The organism is Massilia putida (assembly GCF_001941825.1).
GTDB lineage: Bacteria > Pseudomonadota > Gammaproteobacteria > Burkholderiales > Burkholderiaceae_D > Telluria > Telluria putida.
On the sequence record NZ_CP019038.1, the window covers coordinates 696,359 to 710,316 of the forward strand.

A 13,958-nucleotide genomic window follows, 5' to 3' on the forward strand; every position below is an offset into this window, starting at 1 on the left:
CTCGACCATGCGAAACACCAGCCAACGCCGCGAAACGATCCTGCAAACGCTCGCCCGCCAGGGTTCGGTCCAGGTGACCGACTTGGTCGACCAACTCGGCGTCTCCGCCGTCACCATCCGCAGCGACCTGTCCGCGCTGGAGAGCCAGGGCCTGGTCACGCGCAGTCATGGCGGCGCGGTCCTCGTGCGCACGCCGCCGCCGGAACAGAGCATCCGCCAGAAGGACGCGCTGCATCACGAAGAGAAGGAGCGCATCGGCGCGTTCGCCGCATCGCTCGTCGAACCGGGCGACAACATCGTCATCGACTCGGGCACGACGACGATCTCGCTGGCGCGCCATCTGCGCGACGCGCAGGACGTGACGGTGGCGACGAATGGCCTCAACATCGCGTGGGAACTCGCGGATTCGCCGGGCGTGGACCTGATCCTCACGGGCGGCCTGCTGCGTAAGCAGTCGCTGTCGTTCCAGGGCAGCCAGGCCGAGGCCTGCCTGCAGGTCTACAACTTCGACAAGCTGTTCCTCGGCGTCGACGGCCTGGACCTGCAGTTCGGCGTGACGACGCACAACGAGGCCGAAGCGAGTCTGAACCGCAAGATGGTCGAGCGGGCCAAGCGCATCATCGTGCTGACCGACGCGTCCAAGTTCGGCCGCGTGAGCCTGCACCGCATCGCGCAGCTCGACCGCGTCCACACCGTCATCACCGACGCCGGCATCAGCCCCGAGTACCGCGAGGGCCTGCAAAAGCTGGGCGTCGAAGTCCTCGTCGCGGATTGACATGCTCGCCGGCCGGATCCTCGCACCCGACGGCTGGATCGCCGGACGCCTGACGTTCGGCCGGCGCATCGAGGCCATCGAGGCCGATCCCGCCGCCGCGGCCGGCCCGCTGATCGTGCCCGGCTTCGTCGACCTGCACGTGCACGGCGCGGCCGGCGTCGACATCATGCAGGGTGGCGGCGCCGGCGCCAAGGTGGCGCGGGCGCACGCCCGCCACGGCACGACGAGCATGCTGGGCACGACGATGACGGCGCATCCGGACGCCATCGAGCGTGCCCTGGCGGGACTGGCGCCGTGCATCGCCGAACGGCCGCAAGGCGCCGCGCGCATGCTGGGCGTGCACCTAGAAGGGCCGTTCATCAGCCCGCACAAGCTGGGGGCCCAGCCGCCCGAGACGCTGCCCGCGAGCCTGGACCTCGTGCGCGCCTGGCAGCTGCTTGCTCCGGTGCGCGTGCTGACGCTGGCGCCGGAAATCCCGGGCCACCTGGACCTGATCCCGCAACTGGCGGCGCTCGGCATCCGCGTGCAACTGGGCCACAGCGCCGGCACGTACGACGACGGCGTGGTGGCGCTGAACGCCGGCGCGGCGGGCTTCACGCACCTGTTCAACGGCATGAGCGGCTTTGCCCACCGCGCACCCGGCATCGCGGGCGCCGCCCTCGCCCACGCCGAATACGCCGAGATCATCCCCGATCTCGAACACGTGGCGCCGGGCGCGATCCATGCGGCGCTGCGCGCCATCCCGAAACTGTACGGCGTCACGGATGCGACGGCCGCCACCGGCATGCCGGACGGCGAATATGCCCTCGGCAGCCAGCGCGTCTACAAATGCCTCGGGTGCGTGCGCCTCGCCACGGGGTCGCTCGCGGGCAGCGCCCTCACGATGGACCAGGCGCTGCGCAACTTCGTCGCCATCGGGCTGTCCGTGGCCGACGCGTCGCGCCGCCTGTCGCAGTATCCCGCCAACTACCTCGGCGAGCGGGAACGCGGCCGCATCACACCCGGCGCCTGGGCCGACCTCGTCGTGCTGGATGCGGAACTGCGTCCGAGCGCGGTGTACGTCGAAGGCGAACCGATAGTCCTATAAAAAATCGCAAGGAGACGACATGACAGCAGCCCTACCACGATCCCCCGCCTGGTCCACCCGCTACCTGCTGTTCATTGCCGGCATGGGCGGGCTGCTGTACGGGATCGACGTCGGCATCATCGCCGGCGCCCTGCCGTACCTGGAATCGACGGCCGCGCTGGCGTGGAAGCTGAATGCCCAGCAGCTGTCGTTCGTCGTGGCCGCCGTGCTGCTCGGCTCCGTGCTGTCGTCGCTGTTCGCCGGGCTGCTCGCCGACATCGTCGGGCGGCGCCCCGCAATGGTGATCTCGGGCGCCCTGTTCGTCGCCAGCATCCCGCTGATCGCGCTCGCCGACGGCTATGTCCCGCTGCTCGCCGGGCGCCTGCTGCAGGGCGTCAGCGGAGGCCTCATCGGCGTGATCGTGCCCCTGTACCTGGCCGAATGCCTGGACGCGCGCCGGCGCGGACGGGGCGCCGCCCTGTTCCAGCTGCTGCTGACGGTGGGCCTCGTCGCCGCCGCGCTGATCGGCCTCGTGCAGGCGCGCAGCGTGCAGACCGCGACCGATGCCGCTAGCGCCCTCCCGGAAGCGGCCCGCGCCGCCGCCGTCCTCGCGGCCAAGGACCGCGCATGGCGGGGCATCTTCTGGATGTGCCTCACGCCGGGCGTCGTCTTCACCCTGGGGTCCCTGCTGCTGGCGGAATCGCCCCGCTGGCTCGCCCGGCGCGGCCGCCTCGACGCCGCGCGCGCCGTGCTGCTGCGCACCCGTAGCCCCGACGTCGCGGCGCGCGAACTGGACGAGATTGCGCGGCCGCAGGCCGCCGCCGCCCGCGCGGCGGACCCGCTGCTGTCGCGCCGCTACGTGCTGCCGTTCCTGCTCGCCTGCCTGATCCTCGCGTGCAACCAGGCCACGGGCATCAATTCCGTGCTGGCCTACGTCGTCAACATCCTGAACCGGGCGGGCCTGTCGGGCGCCAGCGCCAACCTGGCGGACGTGCTGCTGAAAGTGCTGAACGCCCTGATGACGATCGTCGCCGTACTGCTCGTCGACCGCAAGGGCCGCCGGTTCCTGCTGATGGTGGGCACCGCGGGCATCGTCGTCTCGCTGTTCGCGGTCGGCCTGCTGTTCCGCGCCAACGAAACCCAGCAGCGCGACGTGCTCGCGCAGGTGACGCAACGCGCGCACGACGACGGCCTGTCCGTACGCCTCGATGCGCCCACCTTGCGCGCGCTCGGCGCCGATCCGGACGGTCCGCCGCAAGTGCTGACGGTCGCCTATGCGTACGGTCCGTTCACGAACGTGGCCAGCATACGCAGCGACGATCCCGCGCTGACGCCCCTGGTCGCGAACCGCGCCGACACCGTCCAGCCGGACAGCGTGATCGGCGCCGCGTTCCGCCGCGCGCACCTGAACCCGTTCCCCGATCCGGCCTCGGGCGCAGGCAGTCCGCTCGTCGTCGAGACGGCGCAGGTCGGACCGCTGCCGACGGCCAGCCACGGCTGGCTCGTGGCGCTGGCGATCTGCCTGTTCGTCGCCAGCTTCGCCGTCGGGCCGGGCGTGTGCGTGTGGCTCGCGTTGTCGGAACTGATGCCGACGCGCATACGCTCGAACGGCATGAGCATCGCCCTGTTGATCAACCAGTTCGTGTCGACGTCGATCGCGGCCGTGTTCCTGCCGACGGTCGGCCGCCACGGCTATTCCACGATCTTCTTCTTCGGCGCCGCCTGCACCGTCGTATACTTCCTCGCCTCGGCCTTCCTGCTGCCCGAGACGCGCGGCAAGACGCTGGAAGAGATCGAAGCGTTTTTTGCGCGGCCGGCGACGAAATGAACCGGCGCCGGACCTGATCCGGCAGATTGGCCACGTCCCGCAAAACCGTCGTTCCCGGCACTGCCGGAAACGACTTCCCGCGCGGGCGCGGCAGCCGATTTGCGCGCGTTATCGCAATACAAACACTGCTCGGGTTCCCGTCTGCGCGGGAACCATGTAATGCCTATGAAGCGCCCGCCCGGCGCGCGATCTGCGCATCGAGCACCGCGAGGATGTCGGCTGCCATCACCGGCTTGACGAAATGCCGGTCGAAGCCGGCGGCCAGCGCACGGTCGCGGTCGTGCGCCTGGCCGTAGCCGCTGACCGCCACCAGCGGCACGTCCGCCATGCCCGGCAGCGCGCGCAGCCGGCGCGCCAGCTCGTGGCCGTCGAATTCCGGCAGGCCGATGTCGAGCACGCACACGTCGGGCCGGTTGCCGGCCGCGTACGCGAGCGCCTTGCCCGGGCTGTGCCAGACCGTGGCGCGGTGGCCGACCGCCTCGATGTACATGGCGAGGATCTGGGCCGCGTCGACATTGTCGTCCACGATCAGCACGTCCAGCGCCTCCGCCGGCGCCGCTGTCCCCGTCGCCACCGGCTCGTCGAGTCCCTCGTCGCCCACGCTGCGCAGGCGCGGCAACACGACGGTGAAGCGGCTGCCCAGTCCCGGGCCGCCGCTGTGCGCCGCTACACTGCCGTCGTGCAGTTCCACGAGGCTCTTCACGAGCGCGAGCCCGATCCCCAGGCCGCCCTGCGACCGGTCGGCGCTGCGCTCGGCCTGCGAAAACAGGTCGAACGCGCGCGCCGCCAGGTCTTGTGTCATGCCGATGCCGTTGTCCACCACGTCGACGACCGCGCTGTCCGGCTCCAGGCGGACATGCAGGTCGATGCGTCCGCCGTCCGCCGTATATTTGGCCGCGTTGCCGAGGATGTTGGCGAACACCTGCACGAGCCGCTTGCGGTCGCCCTCCACCTGCGCGTCGTCGGACGGCAGGTGCAGTTCCAGATGGTGGTTCTTCGCCTTGACCTGCGGCCGCACCTGTTCGACGGCTTCGACGATCACCCCCGCCAGCGCGACGGATGTGCGCTCCAGGGTGATCAGGCCGCGCGTGACGCGCGAGACGTCGAGCAAGTCGTCGATCAGCCCCGTCATGTGGCGCGCCTGGCGGCCGATGATCGTCGTCACCTGGCGCACCCGGTCCTCGTCCGGCCGGCCGACCTTGAGGAAATCGGCGGCCGCCGTGATCGGCGCGAGCGGATTGCGCAGCTCGTGCGCCAGCATCGCCAGGAATTCGTCCTTGCGCCGGTCGGCCTCGTGCAGCACGCGCTGCGCTTCCTTGATCGGCGTGACGTCGACCATCACGGCAAGGCCCTCCGTGGGCGGGTCGTCCAGCGTGACGGCGCCGATCTGGACGCTCACGCGGCTGCCGTCCTTGCGGAAGTATTCCTTGACGAGGTTTTCCATGCGCCCCGTCGTGCGCAGCCGATCCATCGCGCCGGCCGTGGCGCCCGCCCACTCGGGCGGCGTCATCGTGCTCGAACGGAGGCCGTCGCGCTCGAATTCCTCGCGGGTATAGCCGAGCATGTCGAGGAAGGCCTGGTTGGCGTCGATGACGGAGCCGTCCATGCGGTAGCGCACGATGCCGACGACGTTCGACTCGGCCAGGCGCACGAACCGCGTCTCGCTCGCGCGCAGCGCTTCCTCGGCGCGCTTCTGGCGGCTGATGTCGAGGACGACGCCCGGCAGCCACGCGGGACGGCCCGCCGCATCGCGCGTCACCTTGCCGCGCGCGAGCACATGGCGCCACGCACCGTCCGCGCCGCGCACGCGGTAGGTGCACTCGAAGCCGCTGCAGGCGCCGATGGCTTCGGCGATGCAGCAGCGGGCACGCGCGATGTCGTCCGGGTGCACGGCCGCGAGGAAGTCGGCCAGCGGCGCGCCGACCGCGGCGCCCGCGTCCACGCCGTAGATGTCGGCCAGGTTGCGGTCGGCGTACACGCGGTCGTGCTCGAGGTCATAGGTCCACGTACCGATGTCGGCCGCCGCGAGCGCCGCCGACAGCCGCATGCGCGCGTCCTGCAGGGCTTCCTCGTTGCGCTTTTGCTGGTGGATATCCGTGCATGTGCCCATCCAGCGCACGATGCGTCCGTGCGCGTCGCGCACCGGCAGCGCGCGTCCCAGCAGCCAGCGGTACTCGCCGCTGTGGTGGCGCAGCCGGTATTCGATCTCGTACGGGATGCCGGTCTCCAGCGACGCCTGCCACGTCTCCCAGGTGCGCACGCGGTCGTCCGGATGCAGCATCTCGCTCCAGCCCACGCCATCCGTTCCGCCCACGGCAACGCCGGTGAAGTCGTACCAGCGCTGGTTATAGTATTCGTGATAGCCGTCGGGCCGCGTCATCCATACCATCTGCGGCATGGCGTCGGTGAACACGCGGAAGGCGGCCTCGGTCGCGCGCTGCCGGGTCGTCTCGACGACCGCGCAGGAAAAGCCGTGGACGGCGCCCTCGAGATCGCGCAGCGGCGCGAACGACAGGTTGAGCCACGGCGGCGCATCCGGGTCGTCGGCCAGCGCGTGCGCCGGCAGCTCGACCTGGAACGCCGCGCCCGCCAGCACCCGCGCGACATGGGGCTGCAGTTCGGCCCACGCTTCCGGCCACTCGTGCAGGCTGGCGCCGAAAATCGACGGATGACGTCCGCGCAGGACTGGAATCGACGCATCGTTGTACAGCATGCCCAACGCATCGCCCCAGGCCAGGAACGTCGGCGCGGCGGCGTCGAGCATGAAGCGCGCCGCATGGGCCAGCGCGGGCGGCCAGGCGGACGGCGCGCCCAGGGGTGAATCGGACCAGTCCCGCTCGCGCAGGCACTGCTCGGCGCCGGCCACGTGGGCGCCGCCGGAAAAGTCGTTCATGATATCCAGTCAAGGGCGGGCGGAAAGCCGCATCCGCCATTCTAACGCGTCATACGACCATGGGCATGCCCGGCAGGAGTTTGTCGAGCGTGACGGGATAATCGCGCACGCGCACGCCGGTGGCGTTGTAGATCGCGTTCGCCACCGCCGCCGCCACGCCGCAGATGCCCAGCTCCCCGACCCCTTTCGCCTTCATCGGCGACGACATCGGGTCGGTCTCCTCGAGGAAGATCACGTCCTGGTGCGGGATGTCGGCGTGGACGGGTCGTCGCCTTGTTGCGCAGCTGGGCCGACGCGCCCGCGAGCAGCGCGCGCGACAGCACAGCGTAGTTCCGCCGCACGCGCATGTCGGCCGCCAGGTCCGTGTTGCGCACGAGGGCGCCCACGCGCAGGCCGCCGTCAGGCAATGGTTCGATCTTGTCGAGGCCCAGGCCGTTGACATCGACGAGGTGGGCCGGCGTCTCGATCTCCAGCTTCATCAAGTCCAGCAGATTCGTGCCGCCGGCGATGAAGCGCGATCCCGGATGCTGGAGCGCGGCCGCCGCCGCTTCGGCCGGGGTACGGGCGCGCTGGTAGGTGAACGCTTTCATGCGTTCGCTCCTTTGCCGGCGGTACCGGCAACTTCCGTGATCGCGTCGATGATGTTGGAATAGGCCCCGCAGCGGCAAATGTTCCCGCTCATGCGCTCGCGCAGCTCGGCCGCCGACGGCAGCGGCTGCGCGGTCAAGTCGCCGCTCACGTGGCTCGGGACGCCGCGCCGGATCTCGTCCAGCGCCGCGACGGCCGAACAGGTCTGGCCCGGCGTGCAGTAGCCGCACTGGTAGCCGTCGTGCTTCGCGAATGCCGCCTGCAGCGGATGCAGCTTCTCCGGCGTACCGAGGCCTTCGATGGTCGTGATGTCGGCGCCTTCGTGCATGACGGCGAGGCTGAGGCAGGAATTGATGCGGCGGCCGTCGACGATCACCGTGCAGGCGCCGCACTGGCCCTGGTCGCAGCCCTTCTTGGTGCCCGTCAGGCGCAGGTGCTCGCGCAGCATGTCGAGCAAGGTCGTGCGCGTGTCCAGGTCCATCTCGTAGCGCTGGCCGTTGACGCGCAGCGCCACGTTCGCCGTCACCGGCGCGGGCGTCGTCGCGGCCTGGCCGGTGTCGGGGCCCTGCGCGCAGGCCATCGGGGGCAGCGCCGCGGCCGTGGCGGTCAGCGCGCCGCCGATCAGCAGTTCGCGCCTGGTCTGGTTGATGTCGCTGGAGTCGATCATTGCGCTTCCTCCTGTGGGTCGACGTCGACGAGCGCTCCTCGTCGTCAGATTGCGCATATTAAAACTGTTTCGGCGCGGACCCGTGCACGGTACGCACGAGCGCGGGCCGCCACGAGTATCGCAACACGCTACCGTACGGCGCACGTCGCGCACCCGCCGCGGGACGGCATTGGCCCGGCGCGGCCCGGGGTGCATGATGGCGCCACATGTCAACCACGGAGCCACCATGAAACACCTGCTGCTTGCAACCCTGCTCGGCCTGGCCTGCGCCAGCGCCTCCGCCGCCGACGCGTCGGCCCCGTCGAAGGCCATCAGCGAAGCCACGGGCAGCGTCGTGCTCGGATCGATCGCGGTCGTCGGCGTGACCGGCAGCGTCGTCGTCGACAGCGTCAGCGCCGTCGGCGACGGCATCGACGTCGTGCTGGAGGGCGCCGGCCAGGCCAGCCGGGCGACCGTGCGCCTGTCGGGCGAGGCCGCGCGCGGCCTGTCCATCGGCGCCGGCACCGTGCTGCAGGTCGTCGCCATGTCCGCCGGCCATGCGCTCGTCCTGTCGGGCAAGGTGATCGCCTTCATCCCGAACGAAATCGGCCAGGCGTTGCTGCACCATGCGCGCGCGTCCTGAGCACCTCGTCGCCGCGCTGGCCCTGGCCGCCGCGCTGCCCGCGCACGCGGGCCAGGGCTGCCGCGACGAGCCGCTGAGCGTGGACGAAGTGCGCCGGTCGATGGCGCTCGCCCAGCGTACGTACGCGGCCCTCGACGCGAGCGGCGCCGCCGTCGCCATCGTCGCGCGCGCCGGCCAGGACCTCAGCCGATACGGGCTGGACTACTCGCACATGGGGATCGTGGTGCGCGACCACCCGGCCGGCCGCTGGACCGTCGTGCACGAACTGAACACGTGCGGCACGGCGGACTCCGACCTGTATACGGACGGCGTCGGCGACTTCTTCCTCACGGATCTGTACCGCTACCGCGCCCAGGTCGTGATCCCCGGGCCGGACGTGCAGTCGCGCGTGGCCGCGCTGCTCGCAGGCCGCACCGCGCGCAGGCTGCACGAACCGCACTACAATATGCTGAGTTACGTGTATTCGACGCGCTACCAGAACTCGAACCAATGGGTGCTGGAGACCCTGGCCGCTGCCAGCGCGCCGCCGGGCGCCGTCGAGACCCGGACGGAGGCCCAGTCGTGGCTGAGAAGCCAGGGCTACCGCGTGCCGACGGTGCAGATCCCGGCCGTCGTGCGTCTCGGCGCGCGCATGTTCCGCGCCAACGTGGCGTTCGACGACCATCCGTTCGACCGGCGCATGGCCGGGCAGATCGATACCGTGTCGACGGAGGCCGTCGTCGATTTCGTGCGCGGGCCGGATGGGCGGGCGCGGGTGCTCGTCGTCGAATGAAGGTAGTCCACCACCATGGAGAATCGTCGCATGTTTCAGTTCCGCCGCTTTCTTGCCGTCGTCGCCGTCGCCATCCACATCGCGGCCCCCGCACATGCCGAGGACAGCGGGCCATCGCCATCCGTCACCGCATTCGTGCACGTCAATGTCGTGACGATGGACGACCAGGAGGTCTTGCGCGACCGGACCGTGCTCGTGCAGGACGGAACGATCGCGGCGATCGGCACGGCGCTCCCGGTGCCTGCCGGCGCCCGCGTCGTCGACGGCGGCGGCACCGCCTACCTGTCGCCCGGACTGGCCGACATGCACACGCATTCGACGACGAAGCAGGACATGGCGGTGTACCTCGCGAACGGCGTGACGACGGTGCTCAACATGGGGGATGCCACGCAGGAGTTCGTCGCACAGATCCGGCCGGCGATCGAAAGCGGCCGCATCCCCGGTCCGCACGTGGTGGTGGCGTGGCGCGTCGACGGTACGCAGCGCTACGGAGGTCTGGTGCTGACGACACCCGACGACGCGCGGGCGCTGGTCCGCTTGGCGCAGACGAACGGCTATGCCTTCGTCAAGGTCTACAACGACCTGTCGAAGGACGTGTTCGAAGCGCTCATCGACGAAGGCCGGCGCCGGCACGTGCCCGTGGTCGGCCATGGCGTCACCAGCGTCGGCATCCTGCGCCAGCTCGCGGACGGCCAGGTGCTGGTCGCGCATACCGAAGAGTTCCTGTATACCGCCTTTTCGCAGGCGCCCGCGGCACACCCGAACCAGGCCCCTGCCGATGCCGAGATTCCGGCCATGGTCCGCAGCGTCCTCGCCACGCATGCCTACGTGACGGCGGACCTGAATACGTACGCGACCATCGCCCGCCAGTGGGGGAAGCCGGCGGTCATCGACGCCTTTCTTGCGGCGCCGACGACGCGCTACCTGTCGCCGGACCGCCGGCTCGGTTGGCGCAACGACGATTACATCCGGCGCAAGGGCGAACTGGATACGCGCCTGGCCTTCCTGGCCCGCTTCACAAAGGCGCTGGCCGACGGCGGCGTACCGCTCGTCGTCGGCACGGATGCGCCGAGCATTCCCGGCCTCGCGCCGGGATTCTCGGTGCACGATGCGCTCGACCGGCTCGTCGCCGCGGGCTTGACGCGCCGGCAGGCATTGGCGGCAGCGACGCGCACGCCCGGCGAATTTTTTGCCAGGTATGTGCCCGGCACGCAGCCGGCCGGCGTGCTACGGGCGGGCAACCGCGCCGACATGCTGCTCAGCAGCGGCAATCCGCTCGACGATCTGGCCACCTTGCGCAAGCCGCTCGGCGTCATGGTGTCGGGCCGGTGGTATGCGCGGCCGGAACTGGATGCGCTGCTCGCCAACGTTGCCGCGCAATACGACAGCGTCAGCGGCATGCCTGCCCGGTGATCTGCCCGCACCTTGTGACAAAGGTTGAATATTCGACCACGTATCGCCTGCTATCCTTGCTCACATCAAATGTTACATGCAAGGACTCGCCATGTTCACACCATCCCATCCACGCCGGCGTGGCGGCGCCGCCCTGATCACCCTCGCGTTTGCCCTGGCCGCCTGCGGCGGCGGTGGTGGCGGGAACACGCCTGTCGCCGGCGCCGGCAACACCGGCGGGTCGGCGCCGACGCCGCCCGCCGCGGCCGGCCCGGCGATCACGGCACAGCCCGTGTCGCAGACGGTCGTCGCGGGCCAGGCCGTCACGTTCGCCGTCGCGGCCGACAGCACGACGCTGAGCTACCAGTGGCAGCGCGACGGCAAGGATATTCCGGGCGCGACCGGCCTGACCTACACGCTGGCCAATCCGAAGCCTGCGGACAACGGCAGCAAGTTCACGGCCGTCGCGACCGGCGCGCGGGGCAGCACGACGAGCAGCGCGGCCGTCCTCAACGTATCGGTGCCGAAAGGCCTCGCGCTGGTGGCCGGCACGCCCGGCGGACCCGGCAACCTGGACGGCACGGACGGCGAGGTCGCGCTGTACGGCCTGCTCGCCCTCCAGCCGTCGGGGGCGCTGTTTCTCGTCGACGGCGTGGACGGTTTCCGATTCGCGTCCGGCCTGCGCGCCATCGACCTGGCCACGGGCGCCCTCACGACCGTGGAGCGCGACCCGGCGCTTCACGACGTGGCGGCCATCGCCGTCGACCCGGCCGGCAATCTCTACGACGCGCCGCAGGCGCCGGCGACGGCCGTGTACCGCACGCCGCCGGGCGGCAAGCGCGCGGTGTTCGCCGGCGCGGCCGACCAGGCAGGCAGCGCGGACGGCGCGGCGGCGACGGCGCGGTTCACCAGCGTGAACGGCTTCGCCATGGACGCCGCGGGCAACCTGTACGTCAACGACGGCCGCAAGAAGATCCGCAAGGTGGCACGGGACGGCAGCGTCGTCACCCTGGCCGGCGGCGGCGCCGGCGACATGGTGGACGGCACCGGCACCCAGGCGGCATTCCGGCAGATCGGCGCCATGGCGGCCGGCCGCGACGGCAGCCTGACGGTGATCGACGACGGGGTACTGCGCAGCGTGTCGCAGGCCGGCGTCGTGACGACCCGCAAGGTCGGCACCGTGGACGGCGGCCCGCTGTACCTGGCCGGCTTGAGCCTCACCGTTGACGGTGCCGGCAACGCCTATGTGCAGGATTGGTCGTACCCGCCCAAGATCCGCCGGATCGCCCCGGACGGCACGGTGACGGCCGTGGCCACCCTGCCCGCGTCCGGATCGAGCGGCACCCGTTACACCAACCTCGTGGCCGATGCCGCCGGCAACCTGTACGTGGGCGACGACAGCAGCCAGGTCATCCGCCGCATCACGCCGGCCGGCGTCGTGACCGATTTCGCCGGACGCGCCGTCAACCAGAGCAATGTCGACGGGACCGGACCGGCGGCGCGGTTTTCGCTGGCCGATACGCGCGCGTACGACACCCACTACGACCTCGCCACCGATGCCCAGGGCAACGTCTATGTGGGCCAGATCGACCGCATCCGCAAGGTGACCCCGGCCGGCGTGGTCGCCACGTTGCCCCTGCCACTCGGGAACCTCACGACCAGTTACTACCCGGCCAGCGAGGCCATCGACGGCAGCGTGCTGGCGGTGTCGAACGGCGTCATCTCGCGCATCGACGCCGCGGGCGTGTCCCATTTCATCGCCGGCCAGGCCGGGGTGAAAGGCGTCGCGGACGGCGTGGGTGCGAAGGCGACCTTCTCGAGTCCGACGCGGCTGATCGTGGACGGACTCGGCAACATCTACCTCAGCGATACCGTGACCGGTTCGATGACGGACGTGGGCGTCAAGACCTATCTGCGCAAGATCGCGCCGGACGGCACGGTCACCACGCTCCCCGACAGCATGTCGGGGCAACTCATCAGCAACTGCGCGCCGGACAAGGACGGCAAGTTCTGGAGCCTCGATACCCAATCGAATGTGCTGAGAATCGGTCCCGACGGCACGCGCACCGTCGTCCGGCCGGCGCACGACATCGCCGAGGGCGTGGACGGCGCCACCTGCGACCGCGCCGGCAACCTGTTCCTGGCCATGCACAGCGGGGCAAGCCTGTATTCGGTGCACAAGATCACGCCGGCGGGCACCGAGAGCGTCATCGCGGGCAATCCGGGCACCGAAGGCGTGCGCGCGGGCACGCCGGGCAGCCTCGCGCCCATCAACGCCGTCACGGTCGCACCCGACGGCACGGTGTACGTGATGAGCCAGGACGCGCTGGTGCGCATCCTGCAGTAGCGCCGCCGACCGCTCAGGAAGCCGGGCCGAGGTCCATCTCCCACGTCTCGTTGACCATGTCCTGGCCGAAGGCGTGCACGGGCTCCTCGGCCACCAGCGCATAGCCCTTGTTGCAGTAGATCCGGCGCGCTTCCTTCTGCTGGTCCGTGGTCCACAGGCGCATCTTGCGATAGCCGGCCGCGCGGGCGAAGCGGTGGCATTCGTCCACGAGGCGCGAACCGAGGCCGTAGCCGCGCGCCCGTTCCTCCACCAGCAGCAGGCGCAGCTTCCCCACACCCTCTTCGCCGTCGCGTGCCAGCGCGATGGAGCCGACCCGCTGGCCGTCCATCTCGGCGATCCAGCAATGTTCGCGGGCCGGATCGAAGTCGCGCTCGAACGCCGCACAGATCTCGCCGACCAGCGTTTCGAAGGAATCGTCCCAGCCGTTCTGCTGCGCATACAGGGCACCGTGGCGGCGCACGATCCAGTCCATGTCGCCGGCGCGGTGGGAACGCAGGACGAACGGCTGCGCGTACTTCATGCCGGCCTGGCCGTCGAGGAGTGAGCGGATGGTGTCCATCGCCGCCAGCATGCGCAGCTGGTCGCGTTCGTCGAAGCGCACCAGCATGTCGCCCACTTCGTCGCGCGAGCGGCGGTCGAGCGGTTCGTAGACGGCCCGGCCGTGCGCCGTCATGCGCAGTACCTTGGCCCGGCCGTCCGTGGCCGACGCCACCTTGGCGACCAGTCCCGCGCCCTCGAACCGGGCGACGATGCGGCTCAGGTACCCCCGGTCGAGGCCGAGATTGCGGCACAGCGCGGCCGGCTGCTGGTCGCCGTGGTGGGCCAGCTCGTACAGCACGCGCATTTCCGTCAGCGTGAATTCGCTGTGCAGCAGTCCTTCGCGCAGGACGCCGATCTGGCGCGTGAAAAAGCGGTTGAACGAACGGACGGCCGCGACGCGGTCGTCGGGAACAGGGGCAGCCATGGACGCTCCGGCAATCAGGATCGCCGGATTGTGCGCCAGATTGC

General features: G+C 70.4%; 10 protein-coding genes and 2 pseudogenes. 7 read left to right on the forward strand and 5 right to left on the reverse strand.

Features of this window, described 5'->3' with window-relative positions; all coding sequences use genetic code 11:
- Positions 1-7: 7 nt before the first annotated feature.
- From BVG12_RS05555 to BVG12_RS05565, 3 genes are read left to right on the forward strand one after another with little or no spacing between them, the layout of a single operon-like run.
- On the forward strand, positions 8-775 hold the full coding sequence (locus BVG12_RS05555) for a DeoR family transcriptional regulator (RefSeq protein WP_075791551.1): 768 nt from the start codon (positions 8-10) through the stop codon (positions 773-775).
- A gap of 1 nt (position 776) precedes the next feature.
- Complete coding sequence (locus BVG12_RS05560) at positions 777-1,862, forward strand: N-acetylglucosamine-6-phosphate deacetylase (protein WP_075791552.1); 1,086 nt, start codon at positions 777-779, stop codon at positions 1,860-1,862.
- 19 nt (positions 1,863-1,881) lie between these two features.
- Entirely contained in the window at positions 1,882-3,669 is a 1,788-nt protein-coding gene (locus BVG12_RS05565; RefSeq protein ID WP_075791553.1) for an MFS transporter, read from the forward strand.
- A gap of 163 nt (positions 3,670-3,832) precedes the next feature.
- Here the strand turns inward: BVG12_RS05565 and BVG12_RS05570 are convergent, their stop codons facing one another.
- The 4 genes and pseudogenes from BVG12_RS05570 to paoA form a co-directional block, all read right to left on the reverse strand.
- Complete coding sequence (locus BVG12_RS05570) at positions 3,833-6,562, reverse strand: PAS domain-containing protein (RefSeq protein ID WP_075791554.1); 2,730 nt, start codon at positions 6,560-6,562, stop codon at positions 3,833-3,835.
- 49 nt (positions 6,563-6,611) lie between these two features.
- Positions 6,612-6,827: pseudogene (locus tag BVG12_RS34955) on the reverse strand (hypothetical protein); the annotation flags it as partial.
- A pseudogene (locus BVG12_RS05580) lies at positions 6,826-7,152 on the reverse strand (FAD binding domain-containing protein); the annotation flags it as partial. The pseudogenes BVG12_RS05580 and BVG12_RS34955, both read right to left, overlap by 2 nt.
- On the reverse strand, positions 7,149-7,817 hold the full coding sequence (paoA, locus tag BVG12_RS05585) for an aldehyde dehydrogenase iron-sulfur subunit PaoA (protein ID WP_156895555.1): 669 nt from the start codon (positions 7,815-7,817) through the stop codon (positions 7,149-7,151). The gene paoA and the pseudogene BVG12_RS05580, both read right to left, overlap by 4 nt.
- A 226-nt stretch (positions 7,818-8,043) precedes the next feature.
- On the opposite strand from paoA, the gene BVG12_RS05590 reads away from it, so the two are divergent.
- The 4 genes from BVG12_RS05590 to BVG12_RS05605 all read left to right on the forward strand — a co-directional run bounded on the left by BVG12_RS05590 (position 8,044) and on the right by BVG12_RS05605 (position 12,950).
- A complete protein-coding gene (locus BVG12_RS05590) occupies positions 8,044-8,439 on the forward strand; it encodes a hypothetical protein (RefSeq protein WP_075791555.1) in 396 nt (131 codons plus the stop codon).
- On the forward strand, positions 8,423-9,211 hold the full coding sequence (locus tag BVG12_RS05595; RefSeq protein WP_075791556.1) for a DUF2145 domain-containing protein: 789 nt from the start codon (positions 8,423-8,425) through the stop codon (positions 9,209-9,211). Before BVG12_RS05590 ends, BVG12_RS05595 begins: the two co-directional genes overlap by 17 nt.
- Before the next feature lie 30 nt (positions 9,212-9,241).
- Positions 9,242-10,624 (forward strand): amidohydrolase family protein, encoded by a 1,383-nt coding sequence (locus BVG12_RS05600; RefSeq protein WP_169926797.1) that lies wholly within the window; start codon positions 9,242-9,244, stop codon positions 10,622-10,624.
- A 91-nt stretch (positions 10,625-10,715) separates the two neighbouring features.
- A complete protein-coding gene (locus BVG12_RS05605; RefSeq protein ID WP_075791558.1) occupies positions 10,716-12,950 on the forward strand; it encodes an NHL domain-containing protein in 2,235 nt (744 codons plus the stop codon).
- Positions 12,951-12,963: 13 nt separating this feature from the next.
- Here the strand turns inward: BVG12_RS05605 and BVG12_RS05610 are convergent, their stop codons facing one another.
- The gene (locus BVG12_RS05610; RefSeq protein ID WP_075791559.1) at positions 12,964-13,914 is read right to left on the reverse strand and encodes a bifunctional helix-turn-helix transcriptional regulator/GNAT family N-acetyltransferase; all 951 of its coding nucleotides are present in this window, start codon (positions 13,912-13,914) and stop codon (positions 12,964-12,966) included.
- Between the last annotated feature and the right edge of the window lie 44 nt (positions 13,915-13,958).

Coding starts and splice junctions, on each gene's coding strand:
- BVG12_RS05610 (WP_075791559.1), bottom strand. CDS start 13,914: ATGGCTGCCCCTGTTCCCGACGACCGCGTCGCGGCCGTCCGTTCGTTC.
- paoA (WP_156895555.1), bottom strand. CDS start 7,817: ATGATCGACTCCAGCGACATCAACCAGACCAGGCGCGAACTGCTGATC.
- BVG12_RS05565 (WP_075791553.1), top strand. CDS start 1,882: ATGACAGCAGCCCTACCACGATCCCCCGCCTGGTCCACCCGCTACCTG.
- BVG12_RS05605 (WP_075791558.1), top strand. CDS start 10,716: ATGTTCACACCATCCCATCCACGCCGGCGTGGCGGCGCCGCCCTGATC.
- BVG12_RS05600 (WP_169926797.1), top strand. CDS start 9,242: ATGTTTCAGTTCCGCCGCTTTCTTGCCGTCGTCGCCGTCGCCATCCAC.
- BVG12_RS05555 (WP_075791551.1), top strand. CDS start 8: ATGCGAAACACCAGCCAACGCCGCGAAACGATCCTGCAAACGCTCGCC.
- BVG12_RS05590 (WP_075791555.1), top strand. CDS start 8,044: ATGAAACACCTGCTGCTTGCAACCCTGCTCGGCCTGGCCTGCGCCAGC.
- BVG12_RS05560 (WP_075791552.1), top strand. CDS start 777: ATGCTCGCCGGCCGGATCCTCGCACCCGACGGCTGGATCGCCGGACGC.
- BVG12_RS05570 (WP_075791554.1), bottom strand. CDS start 6,562: ATGAACGACTTTTCCGGCGGCGCCCACGTGGCCGGCGCCGAGCAGTGC.
- BVG12_RS05595 (WP_075791556.1), top strand. CDS start 8,423: ATGCGCGCGCGTCCTGAGCACCTCGTCGCCGCGCTGGCCCTGGCCGCC.